The organism is Geodermatophilus sp. SYSU D00779 (assembly GCF_054050595.1).
In genome coordinates this window covers 37,921-57,063 of sequence record NZ_JBJGZQ010000009.1, presented here as the reverse complement: position 1 = coordinate 57,063, position 19,143 = coordinate 37,921, and the positions used below count along the sequence as shown (strand labels likewise).

Below are 19,143 nucleotides of genomic sequence, written 5' to 3'. Positions count from 1 at the left end.
GTGCCGGCCGGGTACGGCACCCGGCCGGGGTGTCCCGGTCGCGGGGTCCGGAGGACCTCCCGACCGGGACACGGCCAGCGGCCGGCCCCCTGCAGGGTCCCGCCGCCTGCTCGCGGGTGGCGGGGGCAGGGGGCCTCCCTCAGTCCTTGAGCAGGCCCTCGCGGAGCTTGGCCAGGGTCTGGCTGAGCAGCCGGGACACGTGCATCTGCGAGATGCCGATGTCGGCGGCGATCTGCGACTGGGTCATGTTGCCGAAGAACCGCAGGATCAGGATCCGCCGCTCCCGCGCCGGGATGGTGGCCAGCAGCGGCTGCAGCGACTCGCGGTACTCCACGCCCTCGAGCGCGGCGTCCTCCTCGCCGAGCGTGGCGGCCAGGGTCGGGGAGTCGTCCTCACCGGAGAGCCGCTCGTCGAGGGAGCTGCTGCGGTAGGCGTTCGCGACGGCGAGGCCCTCGAGCACCTCCGCCCGCGGGATGCCCAGGTGCTCGGCCAGCTCCGACGGCGTCGGCGCGCGGCCGTTCTTCTGCGCCAGCTCGCCGACCGCCGCGTTCAGCGACAGGTGCAGCTCCTGCAGCCGCCGCGGGACGCGCACCGACCAGCCCTGGTCGCGGAAGTGCCGCTTGATCTCGCCGGTGATGGTGGGGACGGCGAAGGAGAGGAACTCCACCCCACGGCTCGGGTCGAACCGGTCGATGGCCGCGATCAGGCCGAGGGTGCCGACCTGCAGCAGGTCGTCGAAGGGCTCGCCGCGGTTGCTGAACCGGCGGGCGAAGTGCCGCACCAGCGGCAGGTGCTCCTCGACGAGGATCTCGCGCAGCCGCTCACGGCGCGGGTCGTCCTTGTCCAGGGTGGCCAGCTCGGCGAACAGCGGCGCGGTGCGCTCCGCCCGCCGCCGGTTCTCCGAGACGGGCGCGGCGCCGGAGGAGCCGGTGTCGCCCGACGCGGTCTCGTCGTCCTCGTCGGACTCCTCGTCCTCGGAGTCGGCGTCCTCGGTGACGTCGTCCTCGAGCTCCGCGTCGGCGTCCGCCGTGTCCTCGTCCGCCACGTCGCTCCCGACCGGGGTGCCGGCGTCCGGGCCGGGCACGACCTCGCTGCGCGGGTCGGGCACCACGACGGGTTGCTCCTCGGACGCGACCTCTCCCTCCGTGCCGCGGCGGCCGGTCGGGAACTCGTCGTCGCGCAGGGTGTCCTCCTCGACGGTCCGGGGTTCCGGGGCTGGCGCCCCGGTCACCGCGCGACCGAGACGTTCTGGCCCGCGTCCCCGAGCCGCTGGTCCGGGTGCTGTCCCGGCAGGTACTTGTCCATGGAGATCACGGCGACCGGTGAGCTGGTGCCGTCGCCGGCCGGCACGGTGGCCTGGGTGGCGGGACCGGCCTCGACCTCGTCGACCAGGGTGTGCAGCACCGCCCAGCCGAAGCCGTCGCGGGGGACGTCGGTGCCCTCGGTGGTCGGCACCCAGGCGTCGATGTGCAGGCCCCGGCGGGTGGTCTCGAAGACCACGGTCAGCCGGCGGTCGTCGGAGACGATCGCCGACAGCGTCGCGCAGGCCTCGTCCACGGCCAGTCGGAGGTCCTCCACCGCGTCGAGGTCGTAGTCCATCCGCATCGCCAGGTCACCGACCATGGCCCGCACGGCGGGCAGCTGGGTCGGGGTGGTGGGCACCCGCAGTTCCAGTCGCTCGGCGCGCCGCCCGTCCTGCGTGAGGGCACCCCTCGAGTCCACCATCCGTCGTACGCTCCTCATCCTCGCATCGCGCCCGCGCGCCGAGCGCCCTGGAGACCCCGGTCCGCGCGGTTCGCACCCATCCTGCCCGACCGGCCGCGGCGGCCTCCCCGGCGCCGCCGGGCGGTGCGCCTGACGGAGAGGGCTACCCCGGCGCGGGCAGCCGCCAAACCCCAGGTCACACGGCCGGTGGGCGCGGTTGCAGGGGCCTGTGGGCTGCGGTTCGCTGGCCTGGGATGAACACCAGTCAGGAGAGCCCGCCCTCAGGGCCCGCGCCCGTCGACGACGCCGGCGGTGCCGCGCTCGTCGCGGCGCTGGAGAGCTCCTCCACCGCCATCTGGTGCCTCGCCGGACCCGGGCTGGCACCGGTCTGGGCCAACGCGCGCGCCCGTGACCTGGGCACGGCCACCGGCGACCTCGCCGCGGTCACCGGCCACCGCGTCGCCGAGCTGGCCGGTGAGGTCGCCCGCAGCGGGCACGCCGAGACGGTCCACGGCGCCTCCGACCCCGACGGCCGGGCCGCCACCGTCGTCCTGCAGCCGCTGCAGGTGCACGGGCAGCCCGGCGTCCTCGTGCTGGTCGAGGCCGACCGCCCCGACTGCGAGCACGCCGCCACCGGGATCGCCGAGGGGGACGTCGTCGACCAGGTGCAGCACTCGCTGCTGCCTCCCGCGCTCCCGCTGCTCCCGGACGTGCGGCTGTCGGGCAGCTACCACCGGGCCAGCTCGGTGCACGCCGCCGGCGGCGACTGGTACGACGCCGTGCCGCTCGGGCGTGGTCGGCTGGCGCTGGTCGTCGGCGACGCCGTCGGCCACGGGGTGCCCGCGGCCGGGGCGATGAGCCGGCTGCGCGGGGCCATGCGCTCGGTGGCGCTGCGCGACCCCTCGCCCGCGGCGGTCGTGGCCGCGCTCGACGCCTTCGCCGGGCAGATGGACGACGTCGAGGGCGCCTCGGTCTTCTACGGGGTGCTGGAGGCGGCCACCGGGCGGCTGGTGTACGCCGCGGCCGGGCACCCGGCTCCGCTGCTGGTCCGGGCCGACGGCAGCGCGGAGTTCCTCCCGCTGGCCCCCCGGCCGCCGCTGGGCACCCTGCCGGGCGCGCCCAGCGTCGCGGCCACCGCCCAGCTGCCGCAGGGCTCCACCCTCGTGCTGTTCTCCGACGGCGCGGTGGCTGCCTCCGGCGCGCTGTCGGCGGAGGGCCTGCACCGGCTGGCCGAGGTGTCGCGCGCCGCGCTCACCGGGCCGGGCGCCCTGGAGGGCGACGCGCCGGGTGAGCTGGCCGCGGCGATCGTCGAGGGGCTGCTGGGCGCCGAGGAGCACCCCGACGACATCGCCGTCCTGGTCGCCCACCGCCGGGCGGAGACCACCGAGCCGCTGGAACTCGACCTGCCCGCCGTCCCGGCGGCGCTGCCGACGGTCCGCCGGCACCTGGGTGCCTGGCTGGCGAGGCTGGGCATGGGGGAGCAGGACCGGGTCGGCGTGATGGTCGCGGTGGGCGAGGCCACCGCCAACGCGGCCGAGCACGCCTACCGCGGGGTCGAGCCGGGACGGATGCAGGTGACCGCGGCGGTCGACGTCGACGGGCTGCTCACCGTCACCGTTCGCGACCAGGGCCGGTGGCGCCCGCCGGACCGCGACCCCGGCGACCGCGGCCGCGGGTTGCTGATCATGCGGCAGCTCGTCGACGGCGTCGTGCTGCAGGGCGAGCACGGGACGACGGTGACGCTGAGCATGCGGCTGCGCCGCAGTCCGGAGGAGGACGAGGGCCGGCACGGCGGCAGCAGCGCGGCGGAGGTCGTCGTCGACCGCGGTGGCGAGTGCCCCGTGGTGCGGGCGTCCGGCGCGGTCGACATGGTCGGCGCCGAGCAGCTGCGCATCCGGCTGCTGGAGGCCAGCCACGGAGGAACCGGCCGGGTGGAGCTGGACCTGACGGCGGTCACCCTGTTCAGCAGTGCGGCGGTGCGCGTCGTCCTCGCGATGGCCCGGATCGCGGGTGAGGAGGGCTGGCGGCTGGTCGTGCACGCACCCGAGGGCGGAGTGACCCGGCACATCCTCGAGATCGGCGGGCTCGGCGGGCTGGTCGAGCTGCGCTGAGGAGGGAACCGCCGTCCCCCCGCGTTTGCGGGACGCCGGCGGTGCCCATCCTCTGGGCGTGAGACTCCGCCGCAGCGACGTGCACGGCCCGGGATGGCGGCGCCGGCGGGCCGGCCGCGGCTTCGCCTACTACGACGAGGACGGGGCGCTCATCAAGGACGAGCGCCTGGAGCGGCTGCGGTCGCTGGCCATCCCACCGGCCTGGAAGGACGTGTGGATCTGCCCCTGGCCCAACGGGCACATCCAGGCCACCGGGGTGGACGTCGCCGGCCGTCGGCAGTACCGCTACCACGACCAGTGGCGGGCGCGGCGGGACGCCGAGAAGCACGAGCGGGTGCTGGAGATCGCCCACCAGCTGCCCGACGTGCGCGACGCCGTCGTCGACGCGATCCACGGCAGCGGGCTGACGCGGGAGCGCGTGCTCGCCACCGCCGTCCGGCTGCTGGACCTCGGCGCCTTCCGCGTGGGCAGCGAGCAGTACGCCGAGGACAACGGCACCTACGGGCTGGCCACGCTGCGCCGGGAGCACGTGCGGGTCCGCGGCGAGCGGGTCTTCTTCTCCTACACCGCCAAGGGCGGCATCGAGCGGGAGCTGGAGCTCACCGACAAGCCCACGGCCGACGTCGTCCGCGAGCTGCTCAGGCGTCCGGCGGACGAGGGGGAGGAGCTGCTCGGCTACTGGGTGGACGACCCGGCCGAGGGCGGCCGCACCTGGCACGACGTGACGAGCACCGAGGTGAACGCCTACCTCAAGGAGATCAGCGGCGCGGAGATCACCGCCAAGGACTTCCGCACGTGGAACGCCACGGTGCAGATGGCCGCCACGCTGGCTGCGGCTCCGCCACCGACCAGCAAGACGGCGCGCAAGCGGACGGTCAACGCCGCCTACAAGGAGGTCTCCGAGCAGCTCGGCAACACCCCGGCGGTCTGCAAGGCCAGCTACGTCGACCCGCGGGTGGTGGACCGCTACGAGGACGGGGAGACCATCGCCGACGCGCTGACGGAGGCGGCGGGGGCCGAGGGGGACCGCGAGGTGCAGCGCACCCTGGAGCAGGCGGTCTGCCGGCTGCTCAGCGCCTGAGAGGATCCCTCCTCCCCACCCCTCGCCAGCTCGGGGCGGTGCCCGGGAGGCAGCCGCCGCAACGACGAGAGGCCCCGCCGGAGCGGGGCCTCTCGTCGTGGGGTCCGGGTGTGGGCGCGGGGCCCGCTCCGGCTCAGCAGGTCAGCGGGCGCTGCCGTCGACGATGGTGAACAGGTCGATCAGGCCGGTGACCTCGAGCGGGCGGGTGACCGCGCGGGTGGTGGCGATCAGGCGGAGGTCGACGTCGCGGGAGCGGGCCGACTTCTGCGTCTCGACGAGGACGGCCAGGCCGGCGGACCCCAGGAACTGGACGCCCGACAGGTCGATGACCAGGGCCTTGGGCTGCTGCTCGAGCTGGGTGTCGAGAGACGACCGGAGCACCGGGGCGGTGAACGTGTCCACTTCGCCGACGACCGTCACCGTGACCGCGCCGTCCTCGCCGGTGGAGGTCGAGAGCGTGATCACGTCGTCGAAGGGTGCGTCCGTGCCCTCGGTCGACACGTCGGGCTGCCCCTCGGCAGGCAGGTCGGATGTGGTCACGGGCTGAGCTCCTCTCAACGGCAGTACCCGGCGGCACGACCGCCGGTCAATCTACCGCTGCGCGGCCCCCCGGATGTCGTGGCCCCCGGACACGCACGTCGTCGTTCGTGTCCGTACCGGGAGGTCGCCCGGCGCGGCCGCGGCTGCCTGCTCAACCGCACCATCAACGTAGACATCCGAGGTCGAACCCGCCAACCCGCCCCCCGGCGACCGCCACCAACTCGTGATGCCGTGCCCTCGGAAGGAGGAGGCACGGCATCACGAGTCGGTGGCGAGTCGGGCCACCCTCCAGGGGCCCTGCGCCTGAGCCTGCGAGGCGTGGGGGGAGGGTGGTCCTCCCTCAGTCCACGACGTGCATCGCGGACTCCTCCGGGCCCTCGCCGCCGACGACCGGGTCGAGGCTGGCCTCGACGTCGTCGGCGGTGCGGTTGGTGCCGGAGTCGCTGTCCGGGGTGGTGTCGTAGTCCTGCTCGAGCTGGCCGACGCCACGGGCCGGGTCCTCGGCGGGGCGCACGTCCGGGACGTCGTCGGCGATCTCCTCCTCCAGGCGCGCGGACAGCGACGCGCCCTCGGACTGCTCGAACGCGGTCGTGCCGAAGTCGACGGTCTGGTGGCTCTCCCGATCGCCGGGCTCCGGGGCGAACTGCGGGTCCTCGGACCGCTGCATGGTCGGGAAGTCGTCCTGCGAGACGTCGGGGACGCCGTTGTCCTCGGGGAAGACGTCCCGGGCGGTCTGGCCCTCGGGACCGGTGGCCCCGGTGTCGCCGCGGACGTCGTCGCGGGTCCCGGTGAGGCCCCGCTCGTCGTCGGGGAACTCGCTGTCGTTGAGGGCGGAGTGGACAGCTCCGCGGTCGTTCGGGTCGGCCTCGGTCATGGGGGTGCCTCCGTTCTGCGTGCGTCCGCCTCGCGCACGCTCGTCCGTCGTGGACGGGGAACCGGTCGGGCGACCGGCGTCGTGATCTCGCCCTACCCGTCGGACCCCGCCCCATGCGTGACCCCGCTCGCGGACACCGGTCGGGCCTGTTCCGCATGGCGCCAGCGGGAGTGGGTAGCGCGCCTCCCATGGCCATCGCAGACGAGGTCCAGCGGATCGGGGCCCCGGTCCGCCGCTGGGCCCGCCACCAGAAGCGCGAGTACACGCAGGGGGAGCCGCGCCCGCTGGGCGGTGACCTGGGCGCCATGGGCGTCTACCTCGGTCTGGTGTCGGCCGGCGCCGCCGCCGTCCGCGCCTCGGGACGGGAGCTGCCCGAACGGATCCCGCCGGGCGACGCGGCGCTGCTGGCGGTGGCCACCTTCCGGCTGGCCCGTCGGATCGCGAAGGACCCGGTGACCAGCCCGCTGCGGGCGCCGTTCACGACCTTCCAGGGCCCCTCGGGCCATGCGGAGGTCGCCGAGGAGGTCCGCGAGCACGGCGGCGTCAAGCACGCCGTCGGGGAGCTGCTCACGTGCCCGTTCTGCCTGGCGCAGTGGGTGGCGACCGGACTCGTCTTCGGCTATGTGACCGCACCGAAGGCCACCCGCCTGGCCGCGTTGACCATGACCCTGGTCGCCGGTTCGGACGTCCTGCAGTTCATCTACGACGCGATCCAGAACGGTGCGCTCGCTCCCGAGGGCGAGGAGGAGTCCGGCGTGCAGTGACTCCTCCGTCCGGAGGAGGTGGCGCCGCTCGACCTGCCGGACGGGTGGCCACGGCCCTATCCTGCTGATCTTGACCGCCCGCCTTCCCCGCCTGCGGTCGCGGACCCGATCTCTCGACAGGAGCACGGCATGCGGTCGATCTGGCGCGGGGCGGTGTCGTTCGGCCTGGTCAGCATCGGCGTGAAGCTGTACACGGCCACCGAGGACCACGACATCCGGTTCAACCAGGTGCACGCCGTCGACGGCGGGCGCATCAAGTACCGGCGGGTGTGCTCGATCGACGGCGAGGAGGTCGAGTACTCCGAGATCGCCAAGGGCTACGAGCTGCCCGACGGCCAGCTGGTGGTGCTGACCGACGAGGACTTCGAGGAGCTGCCGCTGGCCAGCCGGCGGGAGATCGAGGTCCTGCAGTTCGTCGACCAGGAGGAGATCGACCCGATCCAGTACGAGAAGACGTACTACCTGGAACCCGACCCCTCGGCGACCCGCCCGTACGTGCTGCTGCGCGACGCCCTGGAGAACGCCGGCCGGGTCGCCATCACCAAGATCGCCATCCGCTCGCGGGAGTCGCTCGCGGCGCTGCGCGTGAAGGACGGCGTGATGGTGCTGCACACCATGCGCTGGCCCGACGAGATCCGCCGTCCCGACTTCGCGTTCCTCGACGAGGACGTCGCCGTCCGGCCGCAGGAGCTGCAGATGGCCGAGGCGCTGATCGGGTCCATGACGGGGGAGTTCGACCCGACCGAGTTCACCGACGACTACCGCGAGGCGATGGCCGAGCTGCTGGAGGCCAAGCAGAGCGGCGGCGAGGTGCAGCCGCTGCCCGAGACCGCCGACTCCGGCGCCGCCGTCGTCGACCTGATGAGCGCACTGCGCCGCAGCGTGGAGGCCGCGCGGGGCGGCGCGCCCGCCGAGGAGGCCCCCGCCCGCAGGGCGCCGGCCAAGAAGGCCACCGCCGCCAGGAAGGCGGCACCCCGGGCCGACGAGGGGGCCCCGGCCCGGCGCACGGCGGCCCGGAAGACGACCACGGCGACGAAGGCGACCGCGGCGACGAAGGCGACCGCGGCGAAGAAGACGACCGCCGCCGCGACGAAGGCGACCCCGGCCGGGGAGGCCACCGCCGAGAAGGCGCCGGCCAAGCGGGCCCGCCGCAGCGCCTGAGGTGCCTGCCCGGGGGAGTGCCCGGCGGACGCCGCCGGCCGGGGACCCGTTCGCCGTGTCCGAGGGCGCGGCCGGCCTCGTGCTGCGGCTTGAGCGGGACGGCGTCCCGTGGTGCTGGGCGCTGCCGGAGGGACCGCCCACCGGGCGCGGGCCCGCCCTGCCCGCCGTCCCCACGACCGACGGCACCGTCCCCGGGCTGCGTCCGTGGGACTCCGGCCGCTGCGCGGTCGAGGAGTGGCGCGAGGACCGCGTCGTCGTCGCCCTCGCCGGACGGCGGCTGCGCGGCCGGCACGTGGTCTTCCGCGAGTGCGACGGCGGCTGGTGGGTCCGCGCCCTCGACGCCCCGGTGGAGGGCGCGCCGCTGGTCCCGATGCTCGCGACCCCGGGTGAGCTGCCACCGCCGGGGCAGGACGACGCGTGGGGCTACGAGTTCAAGTGGGACGGTGTCCGGGCGATCTCCGTCGTCGAGGCCGGGACACTGGGCCTCTGGGCACGCAGCGGCATCGACGTCACCATCCGTTATCCCGAACTGAGCCGACTGCCCGACGCGCTGAGCGGGCACGACGCGATCGTCGACGGTGAGGTGGTGGCCCTCGACGCCCGCGGGCGGCCGGACTTCGGCGCGCTGCAGGGGCGGATGCACCGCACCGGCCCGGAGGTGCGCCGGATGGCCGCCGCCGCGCCGGTCACCTACCTGGTCTTCGACCTGCTGGAGTGGGACGGCGAGAGCCTGCTCGCGCTGCCGTACGCGCAGCGCCGGGAGCGGCTGGAGACCCTCGGGGTCGCCGGTGGGCGGTGGGTGCCCACGCCGTGGTTCCGCGGTGGAGGAGCCGCGGTGCTGGCCGCCAGCCGGGACAACGGCCTCGAGGGGATCGTCGCCAAGCGGCTGGACTCGCCCTACCGCCCGGGGCTGCGCGGGCCGGACTGGCGCAAGGTGAAGAACGTCCGGACCCAGGCGGTCGTCGTCGGCGGGTGGCGGCCCGGGCAGGGCCGCCGGGCCGGGGGAGTGGGCTCGCTGCTGGTGGGCGTGCACGACGACGCCGGGCGGCTGGTCTACGCCGGGCACGTCGGGACCGGCTTCACGGCAGCTGCCCTGGAGGAGCTCCAGCCGCTGTTCACCCCGGCCGACGCGCCACCGTTCGCCGACGCGCTGCCGCGCGAGGTCACCCGCGACGCGCACTGGGTGGCGCCGGAGCTGGTCGGTGAGGTGGCCTTCGCCGCGTGGACCGCCGACGGCCGGATGCGCCACCCGTCGTGGCGCGGGCTGCGCGACGACCTGGTGCCCGAGGACGTGGTCGAGGAGTGGTGAGCCGGGTGCGGGTACTAGGGTGTCCGTGAGCCGGCAGCTGGTGCGCGTCGACGGGCGGCAGCTGCACGTGTCCAACCTGGAGAAGGTCCTCTTCCCGGAGGTGTCCTTCACCAAGGCCCAGGTCATCGACTACTACGTGCGGATCGCGCCGGTCCTGCTGCCGCACCTGTCCGGGCGGCCGGTGACCTTCACCCGCTGGCCCGACGGCGTGGAGGGGCAGGCGTTCTTCGAGAAGAACAGCGCCCGGCACGCGCCGGACTGGGTGCGGAAGGTGACCCTCCCCAGCCCCGGCAGCTCCCGCGGCCGGGAGACCCTCGACATGGTCGTCCTGGAGACCGTCGCCGACCTCGCGTGGGCGGCCAACCTGGCGGCGCTGGAGCTGCACGTGCCGCAGTGGCAGGTGGGCAGCCGGCGGCAGCCGACGCTGCCGGACCTGCTCGTCCTCGACCTCGACCCGGGCCCGGACGCCGGGATCCTGGAGTGCTGCGAGGTCGCCGACCGGCTGCGCCAGCGGCTGGTCGACGACGGCCTGGACCCGGTGGTCAAGACGTCGGGCTCCAAGGGCGTGCAGGTGTACGCGCCGATCCGGGTGCGCGACCGCGAGCACCCCAGCCGGTACGCCAAGGCGCTGGCCCAGGAGCTCTCCGCCGAGACGCCGGACCGCGTGGTGTGGCGGATGGAGAAGGTGCTGCGGCCGGGCAAGGTGCTCGTCGACTGGAGCCAGAACAACCCGGCCAAGACGACGGTCGCCCCGTACTCGCTGCGCGCCCGGCCCGACGCCCCGGTGTCCACGCCGATCGGCTGGGACGAGGTCGAGGCGGTGCTGGACGGCGCCGACCCCGGCTCGCTGCGCTTCCGCACCGAGGACGTGCTGGCCCGCGTCGAGGACTACGGCGACCTCTTCGACATCGCCGGGGCCCGGCGCGCCGCCCTGCCGCCGGCATGAAGCGCCGTGGGGAGCCGCGATGGTGCCGCCGTGATGGTGCCGCCGCGATGATCATGATGCGGGGGTGGGGACACGCCGCGCGGCCCGGATGCGTCGCCACCGCAGGTCCATGATCGTCTCCTGCGCCCCCTGAGGTGAGGTCCCGCAGGGGCCGGGCGCGGGCCTGGCATCCTCGCTACCCGTGTCCGCTGAACTGCCCTCGCCCGGCCCGCGCGACGACCGGCTGGCCGACGTGGGGCGCCTCCTCGTCCGCTGCCCCGACCGGCCGGGGATCGTCGCCGTCCTGAGCGGGCTGATGGCCGACGCCGGGGCGAACATCATCGACTCGCAGCAGCACTCGTCGGACCCGGTGGGCGGCACCTTCACGCTGCGCCTGGAGTTCTTCCTGGCCGACCTGGCCGGCCGGCGCCAGCAGCTCGAGGCAGCCCTGGGGCTGCTCGCGCAGACGTGGCAGTTCACCTGGCGGCTGACCGAGGCGGCGCACCGCCCACGCCTGGCGGTCTTCGTCTCCCGGACCGACCACGTGCTGCAGGAGCTGCTCTACCGGGTGCGCGCCGGCGACCTGCGCGCCGAGATCGCCGCCGTCGTCTCCAACCACCCCGACCTCGAGCCGGTCGCCCGGGCGGCCGGCGTCCCGTTCCACCACGTGCCGGTGACGCCGGAGACGAAGGCGGAGGCCGAGGCGCGGGCGCTGGAGCTCATCGGGGACGTCGACCTGGTGGTGCTCGCCCGCTACATGCAGATCGTCTCGGCGGACTTCTGCAGCCGGTTCCCGGAGCGGCTGATCAACATCCACCACAGCTTCCTGCCGGCCTTCGTCGGGGCGAACCCGTACCGGGCGGCGCACGACCGCGGCGTGAAGCTGATCGGGGCCACCGCGCACTACGTGACGCCCGAGCTCGACGCCGGACCGATCATCGAGCAGGAGGTCGCCCGGGTGGACCACCGCGCGACGGTCGAGGACATGCGCCGGATCGGCCGGTACGTCGAGCGCCAGGTGCTGGCCCAGGCGGTCACCTGGCACGTGGAGGACCGGGTCATCGTGGACGGCGAGAAGACGATCGTCTTCGCCTAGGGAGGACCCCGTCCTCCCTACCCTGCGCGCGCTCGGGGCGGGACCTGGGACGGGGCCGGGCGTCACCCGCGCCTCGGCGGTCCCTGATTTGACTCGTTAAAGAAAACCGTGTTGGGTGGGTCGTGATGGAGACGACCTGGCAGGAGCAGCTCCGCGCGGTGGGGCTGCGCGTCACGCGGCCCCGTCTGTCGGTGCTGCAGGTGCTCGCCGAGCGTCCGCACGCGGACGTCGACACCATCGTCACCGCCGCCCGCGAGGTGCACCCGACGTTGTCGCCGCAGGCGGTCTACGGGGTGCTGCAGGCGCTCGTGACCGGCGGCCTGGCCCGCCGGATCGAGCCGGCCGGCGCGCCCGCGCTGTTCGAGCTGCGCGTCGGTGACAACCACCACCACCTGGTCTGCCGCTCGTGCGGTGCGGTCGCCGACGTCGACTGCACCGTGGGGGCGGCTCCGTGCCTGACGCCCTCGGACACGGCGGGTTTCGTCGTGGATGAGGCGGAGGTCGTCTTCTGGGGTCTCTGCCGGGACTGCCGGGTAGGGAACCCGTCGGAGACAACGAAGGTCCCCGAGCACCACGATCGAGGAGGAGTACACGAATGACCGACGTCGCATCGCAGGGCCCTGCGCCGAGCGAGGCCGACCGTCCGGTCCTGACCAACCGTCAGGGTCACCCGGTCTACGACAACCAGAACCAGCGGACGGTGGGCGCTCGTGGCCCGGCGACCCTGGAGAACTACCAGTTCCTCGAGAAGATCAGCCACTTCGACCGGGAGCGCATCCCGGAGCGCGTGGTGCACGCCCGCGGCGTGACGGCCTTTGGCTACTTCGAGGCCGACGGCACGGTCGGCGACGAACCGATCAGCACGTACACCCGCGCCAAGCTGTTCCAGGAGAAGGGCAAGCGCACCGACGTCGCCCTGCGGTTCTCGACCGTCGCCGGTGGCCGCGACTCCTCGGAGTCCGCGCGCGACCCGCGCGGGTTCGCCGTGAAGTTCTACACCGAGGACGGCAACTGGGACCTCGTCGGCAACAACCTGGGTGTCTTCTTCATCCGGGACGCCATCAAGTTCCCCGACTTCATCCACTCGCAGAAGCCGGACCCGGTCACCTTCGAGGCCAGCGTCGCCGAGCGCGCGTTCGACTTCTTCAGCCAGACCCCCGAGGCCATGCACATGGTGTCGCTGGTCTTCAGCCCCCGTGGCACGCCGGCCAGCTACCGGTTCATGCAGGGCTTCGGCGTGAACACCTACAAGTGGGTCAACGCCCAGGGTGAGACCGTCCTGGTCAAGTACCACTGGCTGCCCAAGCAGGGTGTGAAGTCCTGGACCGCCGCCGACGCGGCCGCCGCCCAGGCGAAGAGCCTCGGCACCCACACCAAGGACCTGCACGACGCCATCGCCGCCGGCGACTTCCCGTCGTGGGACCTGCACGTGCAGATCATGAGCGACGACGAGCACCCGGAGCTGGACTTCGACCCGCTCGACGACACCAAGGTCTGGCCGGAGGAGGTCTTCCCGCTCCGCAAGGTCGGGACGATGACCCTGAACCGGATGCCCGAGGACAACTTCACGCAGAACGAGCAGATCGCGTTCGGCACCGGTGTGCTGGTGGACGGGCTGGACTTCTCCGACGACAAGATGCTGGTCGGCCGGACGTTCTCCTACTCCGACACCCAGCGCTACCGGGTCGGCCCGAACTACCTGCAGCTGCCGGTGAACCAGCCGAAGGCGCGGGTGGCCACCAACCAGCGCGACGGCCAGATGGCCTACGGCGTGGACCGGGCCGAGGGCACCAACCCGAGCGTGAACTACGAGCCGTCGATCCTGGGCGGCCTGCGGGAGGCGCAGTACCCGACCCACGACGAGCAGGGCCCGGTCATCACCGGCCGGCTCACCCGCAAGCGGATCCCGCGGACCAACGACTACGCGCAGGCCGGCGAGCGCTACCTGCTGTCGGAGCAGTGGGAGAAGGACGACCTGGTGGCGAACCTGGTCGACGCCCTCTCGCAGTGCCGCCGCGAGATCCAGGAGCGGATGGTCTGGCACTTCTTCATGTGCGAGGACGAGCTGGGCCAGCGCGTCGGTGACGGCCTGGGCATCACCGCGGACGACGTCCGTGGCCTGCCCCCGCTGCAGACGCAGACCCTCTCCGAGGAGGAGCAGCAGCGCGCCGCCAACCTCGGCAAGAACGGTCCGCGTGACGTCACCGGCCACCAGATGACGCACTGCGTGCCCAACGAGCACGTCGTCGTCGCCGGCTGACACCGGCACCAGCACCCGCGGCGGGCCGTGACCGGGACCTCCCGGTCGCGGCCCGCCGTGCTGTGCGCCCCGTCGTCCTCCGGACGACCCGGCCTCCACGTGCCCCCTCCCGGCCGTCGGGCGGAGCTGCTGCGTCGCGCCTGCGCGGACCCCTCCGGGCCCACTCGGCACGACCAGCCCTACGGTTCCCGCGTGAGCACCTCACCCGCCTCCCCGCCGGGTACGACCAGCTCGAGCGCCCGCGCGGCCGGCTGGGTCGCCCCGCTGTGCTGGGTCGCCGTCCTGCTCGACGGCTTCGACCTCGTCGTCGTCGGCACGGTCATCCCCACGCTCCGGACGCCGGAGGAGTGGGCGCTCTCCGGCAGGGGCGCGACGGCGGTCATCACCATCGGGCTGGTCGGCATGATGGTCGGCGCCCTGACCATCGGCACGCTCACCGACCTGATCGGCCGCCGCAAGGCGCTCATCGGCGCCGTGGCGTCGTTCTCGCTGCTCACGCTGCTCTGCGCCCTCGCGCCCAACGCCGCGGTCTTCGGCCTGCTGCGCTTCCTCGCCGGCATCGGCCTCGGCGGCTGCCTGCCCACGGCGATCGCGATGGTCAACGAGTTCACCCGCGCCGGGCGCAGCGGCCGGGCCACCACCACGATCATGACCGGCTACCACGTGGGCGCGGTCGCCACCGCGGCGCTCGCCATCGTCGTGGTCGACTCCATCGGCTGGCGCTGGATGTTCGTCCTCGGCGCGCTGCCGGCGCTCGTCCTGGTCCCGCTGATGGTGCGCCGGCTGCCCGAGTCGGCCGCCTACCTGCTCACGCACGGCCGGCGCGCCGAGGCCGAGGAGGTGGCCCGCCGGTACGGGCCGGCGCTCGAGCCCCCACCCGCGGACGCCGCCCCGCGCGCGGGGGAGGGGAGCGCCGCCGGAGCCGCTGCCACGGTGCGCTCGCTGTTCACGGCCGGCCGGCTGCGCAACACCGTGGCGATCGGCGTGACCTCGTTCATGGGCCTGCTGCTGGTCTACGGCCTGAACAACTGGCTGCCGACGATCATGCGCGAGGCCGGCTACGAGCTCGGCGACTCCCTGGCGTTCCTGCTGGTGCTCAACGTCGGCGCGATCGTCGGGCTGCTGGTCGCGGGCACGGTCGCCGACCGCGTCGGCGCGCGCACCGCCGGCGTGGCGTGGTTCGCCTCCGGCGCGCTCTTCCTGGCGCTGCTGTCGGTGCGGCTGCCCACCGCCGGGCTGTACCTGATGTGCTTCCTCACCGGGTGCTTCGTCTTCAGCGCCCAGGTGCTGGTCTACGCCTTCGTCAGCGCCAACCACCCGCCGCAGGTGCGCGCCACCGCGCTGGGCTGGTCGGCGGGCGCCGGGCGGATCGGCGCCATCGTGGGCCCGGTCGTCACCGGCGCCCTGGTCACGGCCGGTGTCGCGTTCCCGTGGGGCTTCTACGTGTTCGCCGTCGTCGGCGTGCTGGGCGCCCTCGCGCTCGCCACGGCCCGGACGAGGCAGGCGGCCTGATCACCGGCCCCCTGCAGGGGCCCGCGGCGGGCGAGCGAGCCGTGGGAGGGCAGGGGGTCCTTCGTCAGTCGCCCCGGCGGCGCTCCTGCTCGGCGAGGAACCGCTCGAGCTCCGCGCCGATCTCCTCGCCGCTGGGCACCTCGCCGATCTCGCTGAGCAGGTCACTGCCCTCGCGGGCGGCGGTGAAGCGGTCGAACTGCTGCTCCAGCGCGGCGACGACGGCGGTGTTCTCCGGCGAGCGGGCGATCTGCTCGTCGACCTCGGTGCGGTGCGCCTCGGCGGCCTCTCGCAGCGCCTCGGTGGGCAGGTGCAGCCCGGTCAGCCGGGACAGGTGCTCGAGCAGCGTCAGCGACGCCGCGGGGAAGGTCGCCTGCGCCAGGTAGTGCGGCACGTGCGCGGCCACCCCGTAGGCGTCGACGCCGGCCTCGCCCATCCGCAGCTCCAGCAGCGCGGCGACGCTGCCGGGGATCCGCACCTCGCCCCAGTACACCGGGTACTCGGCGATGAGCGAGCGCCGCGTCGCGTGCGCGGTGACGGTGACCGGCCGGGTGTGCGGCACCGGCATCGGGATCGCCTGCAGGGCCACCACCGAGGTGACGCCGAGCCGCTCGACCAGGACGCCGACCGCGGCCACGAACCGCTCCCAGGCGAAGTCGGGCTCCGCGCCGTGCAGCAGCAGGAACGGCTCGCCGGAGTCGTCCTCCAGGGCGTAGAGGAGCAGCTCCGGCGCGGCGAAGGACTCGTAGCGGTCGCCGTGGAAGGTGACCCGCGGCCGGTGGGCCCGGTAGTCGACCAGGCTGTCGACGTCGAACCGGGCGATGACCTCGTGCGGCAGCGCGCCGAGCAGGTGCGCACCGGCCAGCGCGCCGGCCGAGGCCGCGTCGAACTCGCCGGCGAGGTCGTGCACGAGCACCAGCCCGCGGCGCGCGCCGGCCTCGGTGACCGCGGCCTCGCGCGCCAGGAACGGCTCGGCCTCGGGGAGCAGCTCGACGAGCTCCTCCGGTCGCTGCGCCACGGCGGTGCCTCCTCGCGATACGGGTCTGCGACCTACAGCTCTCCCCGTGCCGGCCGCATTCCCGGGGGTCCCCCGGAGGGGTCAGGCCGGCGGCCGGGCCGGGGGCTCCTCGCCGGCGGGGGGATCCGCCGCGCCCTGCCCGGGGGTCGTGACGCGCTCCCGGACGACCGTGGCCCCCGTCTCGTCGCCGGTGACCTGCACCCGGGTGCCGTCGTCGGCGACCTCCGGCGTCCGGCCGTCGAGCTCGTCGCGGACGTAGCGGTAGACGACGGCGATGAGCGCGGCCACGGGGACGCCGAGGAACGTGCCGAGGATGCCGTACAGGCTGCCGCCGGCGGTGACCGCCAGGATCACCACGGCCGCGTGCAGGTTGAGCCCGCGGCCCTGCAGGATCGGCTGCAGCACGTTGCCCTCGAGCTGCTGCACCACCAGCACGATGACCAGCACGATGAGGGCGGTCTGCCAGCCGTTGCTCACCAGGGCGATGAGCACGGCGAAGGCGCCGGCGACGAAGGCACCGATGATCGGGATGAACGCCGCGAGGAAGGTCAGGACGGCGAGGGGCAGCACCAGCGGGACGTCGAGGATCCACAGGCCCAGGCCGATGAAGAAGGCGTCCACGAAGCCGACCAGGGCCTGCTGCCGGATGAACTCCGACAGGGTGCTCCAGGTCTTGTACGACAGCGCCGCCACGTGCGGGGCCACCTTGGGGCCGGTCTGCGCGGCGAGCCACGGCAGCCAGCGCGGGCCGTCCTTGATGAAGAAGAACGCCAGGACCAGGGCCAGGACGAGGTTGAGCAGGCCGTTGCCGACCGCGGAGACGCCGGTCAACGCGTAGCCGGCGATGTTCTGGGCGTTGCCCTGGATGGAGTCGATGACCTGGTCGACGGCCTGGCCGATCTGGTCCTCGCCGAGGTTCAGCGGCGGACCCGTCACCCACTGCTGCACGTCCTGCAGCCCGGCGGTGGCGGCGTCGGCCAGCTCGCCGGTCTGGTCGGCGACCTGCGGGACGATCCAGGAGAACAACCCGGCGACCACGGCGAAGAAGCCCAGCAGCACCACCAGGGCGGCCAGCGCAGGCGGGAAGCGCAGCCGGCGCAGCACCCGGGTCGGCGGCCAGAGCACGGTGGCGAACAGCAGTCCGAGGATGACCGGCAGCAGGATCGGCCAGAGCTTCCCCAGCACCCAGCCGACCACCACCAGCGCGGCGGCGATGAGCAGCAGCTGCGCCGAGGCGATGGCGAGGGCCCGGACGCCCTTCTGCAGCCGGGGTCCCCGCTCGCTGCTCGGGGCGGGGCTCGCGGTGACCGCGGCGGAGTGCACCGAGGCGAAGCTGGGCGTCCGCGCGGTGGCCGTGGCGTCGTCGCCGGCGCCGGGGGCGGACGCCGCGTCCGGGCGGCCGGACAGTCGGGACCTCATGCGGTCGATCACAGCAGCCCACTACCCCGGGGAGCGGCGGGACGATCATGACGTGGCCGTCGTAACGTCCGGGCCATGCCGAGAACCGCGACCGCCGACCGCGTCGACCGTGCCGCCCTCGAGGAGTTCCTCCGGCCCCGCCACAAGGCGGTGCTGGTCACCCGGCGCAGCGGAGGGGGCGTGCAGCTGTCCCCGGTGTCCTGCGGCCTCGACCAGGAGGGGCGGGTCGTGGTCTCGACCTACCCGCAGCGGGCCAAGACGGTCAACGCCCGGCGCGACCCCGCCGTCTCGCTCTGCGTGCTCTCCGACGACTTCGACGGCCCCTGGGTGCAGGTCGACGGCCGCGCCGAGGTGCTCGACCTGCCCGAGGCGCTCGAGCCGCTGGTCGACTACTACCGCGCGATCAGCGGCGAGCACCCGGACTGGGACGAGTACCGGGCGGCGATGACCCGGCAGGGCAAGTCGCTGCTGCGCGTGACCATCGAGCGCTGGGGGCCGATCGCCACGGGCGGCTTCCCGCCGGAGGTCGTCGACAAGCTCTGAGGCTTGCTCCGAGTCGGGAGAGCGCCAGACTTGCGGGGTGCCGTACGTGCTGACCGTGGACCAGCAGGCCAGCCGCGGGGGTCCCGACCGGGTCACCGGCGTCCTGCGGCGGCTGGCGGACGGCGTCCCGACGGTGCTGCCCTTCGAGCGGACGGCGGGCGACGAGTTCCAGGGGGTGCTGACCGACCCCGCGGTCGTCGTCGACGTCGTCCTCCGGCTGGTCCGCGAGGGTGGCTGGAGCATCGGCGTGGGGGCCGGCCCGGTGCAGACCCCGCTGCCCGACAGCACCCGCGCCGGCGCCGGGCCCGCGTACCTGTGCGCCCGCCGGGCGGTCGACGCGGCCGAGCAGCGCAGCGTCCGGCTGGCCGTGCGCGGCGCCGTCCCGGCCGACGCCGGTGACGCGCAGGCCGTGCTGAGCGCGCTGGCGGTCGTCGTCCAGCGGCGCAGCACCCAGGCCTGGGAGGCCATCGACCTGGTCGGCGCAGGGCGCACCCAGGCCGGCGCCGCCGCGTCGCTGGGCATCTCCCGCCAGGCGGTGGGCCAGCGCCTGGCCGCCGGCCTGTGGGAGCTCGAGCGCGAGCTGCGGCCCACCGCCGCGCGGCTGCTCACCCGGGCGGCCGGGTGAGCGCCCAGGGCCCGCGGTCGTCCTCGCGGGCGGCGAGGTCGGGCCGCTCCGCCGAGCTCGAGGCGCCGGCCGCCGCCCAGCGGTTCACCACCGGCACCCTGGCCGGCGTGCTGTGGGCGCGGCGTCGCGGTGCTGCTGCGCAGCTCACCGGCCTCCGCCGCGCGCGGTGATCACCGGGACGGCGAGAATGGTCCGGCACTCTGC

Annotated in this window: 19 protein-coding genes; 13 read left to right on the top strand and 6 right to left on the bottom strand. The window is 74.3% G+C overall.

Annotated features, from left to right (window positions below):
• Positions 1–139: 139 nt before the first annotated feature.
• Together ACI79G_RS09160 and ACI79G_RS09155 are read right to left on the bottom strand one after the other, a co-directional pair.
• Complete coding sequence (locus tag ACI79G_RS09160; RefSeq protein ID WP_456880822.1) at positions 140–1,231, bottom strand: RNA polymerase sigma factor SigF; 1,092 nt, start codon at positions 1,229–1,231, stop codon at positions 140–142.
• Positions 1,228–1,725: an ATP-binding protein gene (locus ACI79G_RS09155; RefSeq protein ID WP_456880821.1), complete on the bottom strand. Its 498-nt coding sequence runs from the start codon at positions 1,723–1,725 to the stop codon at positions 1,228–1,230. The genes ACI79G_RS09160 and ACI79G_RS09155 overlap by 4 nt, the downstream gene beginning before the upstream one ends.
• A 233-nt stretch (positions 1,726–1,958) precedes the next feature.
• Here ACI79G_RS09155 and ACI79G_RS09150 point away from each other — a divergent pair, with 233 nt between their 5' ends.
• Both ACI79G_RS09150 and ACI79G_RS09145 read left to right on the top strand, forming a co-directional pair.
• Positions 1,959–3,815 (top strand): SpoIIE family protein phosphatase, encoded by a 1,857-nt coding sequence (locus ACI79G_RS09150; RefSeq protein WP_456880820.1) that lies wholly within the window; start codon positions 1,959–1,961, stop codon positions 3,813–3,815.
• Positions 3,816–3,873: 58 nt separating this feature from the next.
• A complete protein-coding gene (locus tag ACI79G_RS09145; protein ID WP_456880819.1) occupies positions 3,874–4,896 on the top strand; it encodes a DNA topoisomerase IB in 1,023 nt (340 codons plus the stop codon).
• Positions 4,897–5,037: 141 nt separating this feature from the next.
• Here ACI79G_RS09145 and ACI79G_RS09140 read toward each other — a convergent pair whose 3' ends face one another.
• Positions 5,038–5,436 carry an STAS domain-containing protein gene (locus ACI79G_RS09140; protein WP_091217271.1) on the bottom strand — a complete coding sequence of 133 codons (399 nt, stop codon included), beginning with the start codon at positions 5,434–5,436 and terminating at the stop codon, positions 5,038–5,040.
• A gap of 340 nt (positions 5,437–5,776) precedes the next feature.
• Entirely contained in the window at positions 5,777–6,310 is a 534-nt protein-coding gene (locus tag ACI79G_RS09135; RefSeq protein ID WP_456880818.1) for a hypothetical protein, read from the bottom strand.
• A gap of 188 nt (positions 6,311–6,498) precedes the next feature.
• Here ACI79G_RS09135 and ACI79G_RS09130 point away from each other — a divergent pair, with 188 nt between their 5' ends.
• The 8 genes from ACI79G_RS09130 to ACI79G_RS09095 all read left to right on the top strand — a co-directional run bounded on the left by ACI79G_RS09130 (position 6,499) and on the right by ACI79G_RS09095 (position 15,337).
• Complete coding sequence (locus ACI79G_RS09130; RefSeq protein ID WP_456880817.1) at positions 6,499–7,074, top strand: DUF1360 domain-containing protein; 576 nt, start codon at positions 6,499–6,501, stop codon at positions 7,072–7,074.
• A 129-nt stretch (positions 7,075–7,203) separates the two neighbouring features.
• Positions 7,204–8,235, top strand: a complete 1,032-nt coding sequence (gene ku, locus ACI79G_RS09125) for a non-homologous end joining protein Ku (RefSeq protein ID WP_456880816.1) — start codon at positions 7,204–7,206, stop codon at positions 8,233–8,235.
• A 55-nt stretch (positions 8,236–8,290) separates the two neighbouring features.
• Entirely contained in the window at positions 8,291–9,544 is a 1,254-nt protein-coding gene (ligD, locus tag ACI79G_RS09120; protein ID WP_456880815.1) for a non-homologous end-joining DNA ligase, read from the top strand.
• A gap of 25 nt (positions 9,545–9,569) precedes the next feature.
• The gene (gene ligD / locus ACI79G_RS09115) at positions 9,570–10,490 is read left to right on the top strand and encodes a non-homologous end-joining DNA ligase (RefSeq protein ID WP_456880814.1); all 921 of its coding nucleotides are present in this window, start codon (positions 9,570–9,572) and stop codon (positions 10,488–10,490) included.
• Between the two features lie 181 nt (positions 10,491–10,671).
• Entirely contained in the window at positions 10,672–11,565 is an 894-nt protein-coding gene (gene purU / locus ACI79G_RS09110; RefSeq protein ID WP_091217285.1) for a formyltetrahydrofolate deformylase, read from the top strand.
• A gap of 125 nt (positions 11,566–11,690) precedes the next feature.
• On the top strand, positions 11,691–12,164 hold the full coding sequence (locus ACI79G_RS09105; protein WP_456880813.1) for a Fur family transcriptional regulator: 474 nt from the start codon (positions 11,691–11,693) through the stop codon (positions 12,162–12,164).
• Positions 12,161–13,825, top strand: coding sequence for a catalase (locus ACI79G_RS09100; protein ID WP_456880812.1), 1,665 nt, complete (start codon positions 12,161–12,163; stop codon positions 13,823–13,825). The genes ACI79G_RS09105 and ACI79G_RS09100 overlap by 4 nt, the downstream gene beginning before the upstream one ends.
• 192 nt (positions 13,826–14,017) lie before the next feature.
• Positions 14,018–15,337, top strand: a complete 1,320-nt coding sequence (locus ACI79G_RS09095) for an MFS transporter (protein ID WP_456880811.1) — start codon at positions 14,018–14,020, stop codon at positions 15,335–15,337.
• A gap of 64 nt (positions 15,338–15,401) precedes the next feature.
• On the opposite strand, the gene ACI79G_RS09090 is transcribed toward ACI79G_RS09095, so the two are convergent.
• Together ACI79G_RS09090 and ACI79G_RS09085 are read right to left on the bottom strand one after the other, a co-directional pair.
• The gene (locus tag ACI79G_RS09090) at positions 15,402–16,352 is read right to left on the bottom strand and encodes a proteasome assembly chaperone family protein (protein ID WP_456880810.1); all 951 of its coding nucleotides are present in this window, start codon (positions 16,350–16,352) and stop codon (positions 15,402–15,404) included.
• 81 nt (positions 16,353–16,433) lie between these two features.
• Entirely contained in the window at positions 16,434–17,771 is a 1,338-nt protein-coding gene (locus ACI79G_RS09085; protein ID WP_456880809.1) for an AI-2E family transporter, read from the bottom strand.
• A 75-nt stretch (positions 17,772–17,846) separates the two neighbouring features.
• On the opposite strand from ACI79G_RS09085, the gene ACI79G_RS09080 reads away from it, so the two are divergent.
• The 3 genes from ACI79G_RS09080 to ACI79G_RS09070 are packed head-to-tail and all read left to right on the top strand — an operon-like array spanning position 17,847 to position 19,109.
• Positions 17,847–18,314 carry a PPOX class F420-dependent oxidoreductase gene (locus ACI79G_RS09080; RefSeq protein WP_456880808.1) on the top strand — a complete coding sequence of 156 codons (468 nt, stop codon included), beginning with the start codon at positions 17,847–17,849 and terminating at the stop codon, positions 18,312–18,314.
• A 37-nt stretch (positions 18,315–18,351) separates the two neighbouring features.
• Entirely contained in the window at positions 18,352–18,939 is a 588-nt protein-coding gene (locus ACI79G_RS09075; RefSeq protein WP_456880807.1) for a hypothetical protein, read from the top strand.
• Positions 18,936–19,109 carry a hypothetical protein gene (locus ACI79G_RS09070; RefSeq protein WP_456880806.1) on the top strand — a complete coding sequence of 58 codons (174 nt, stop codon included), beginning with the start codon at positions 18,936–18,938 and terminating at the stop codon, positions 19,107–19,109. Before ACI79G_RS09075 ends, ACI79G_RS09070 begins: the two co-directional genes overlap by 4 nt.
• Positions 19,110–19,143 lie beyond the last annotated feature (34 nt).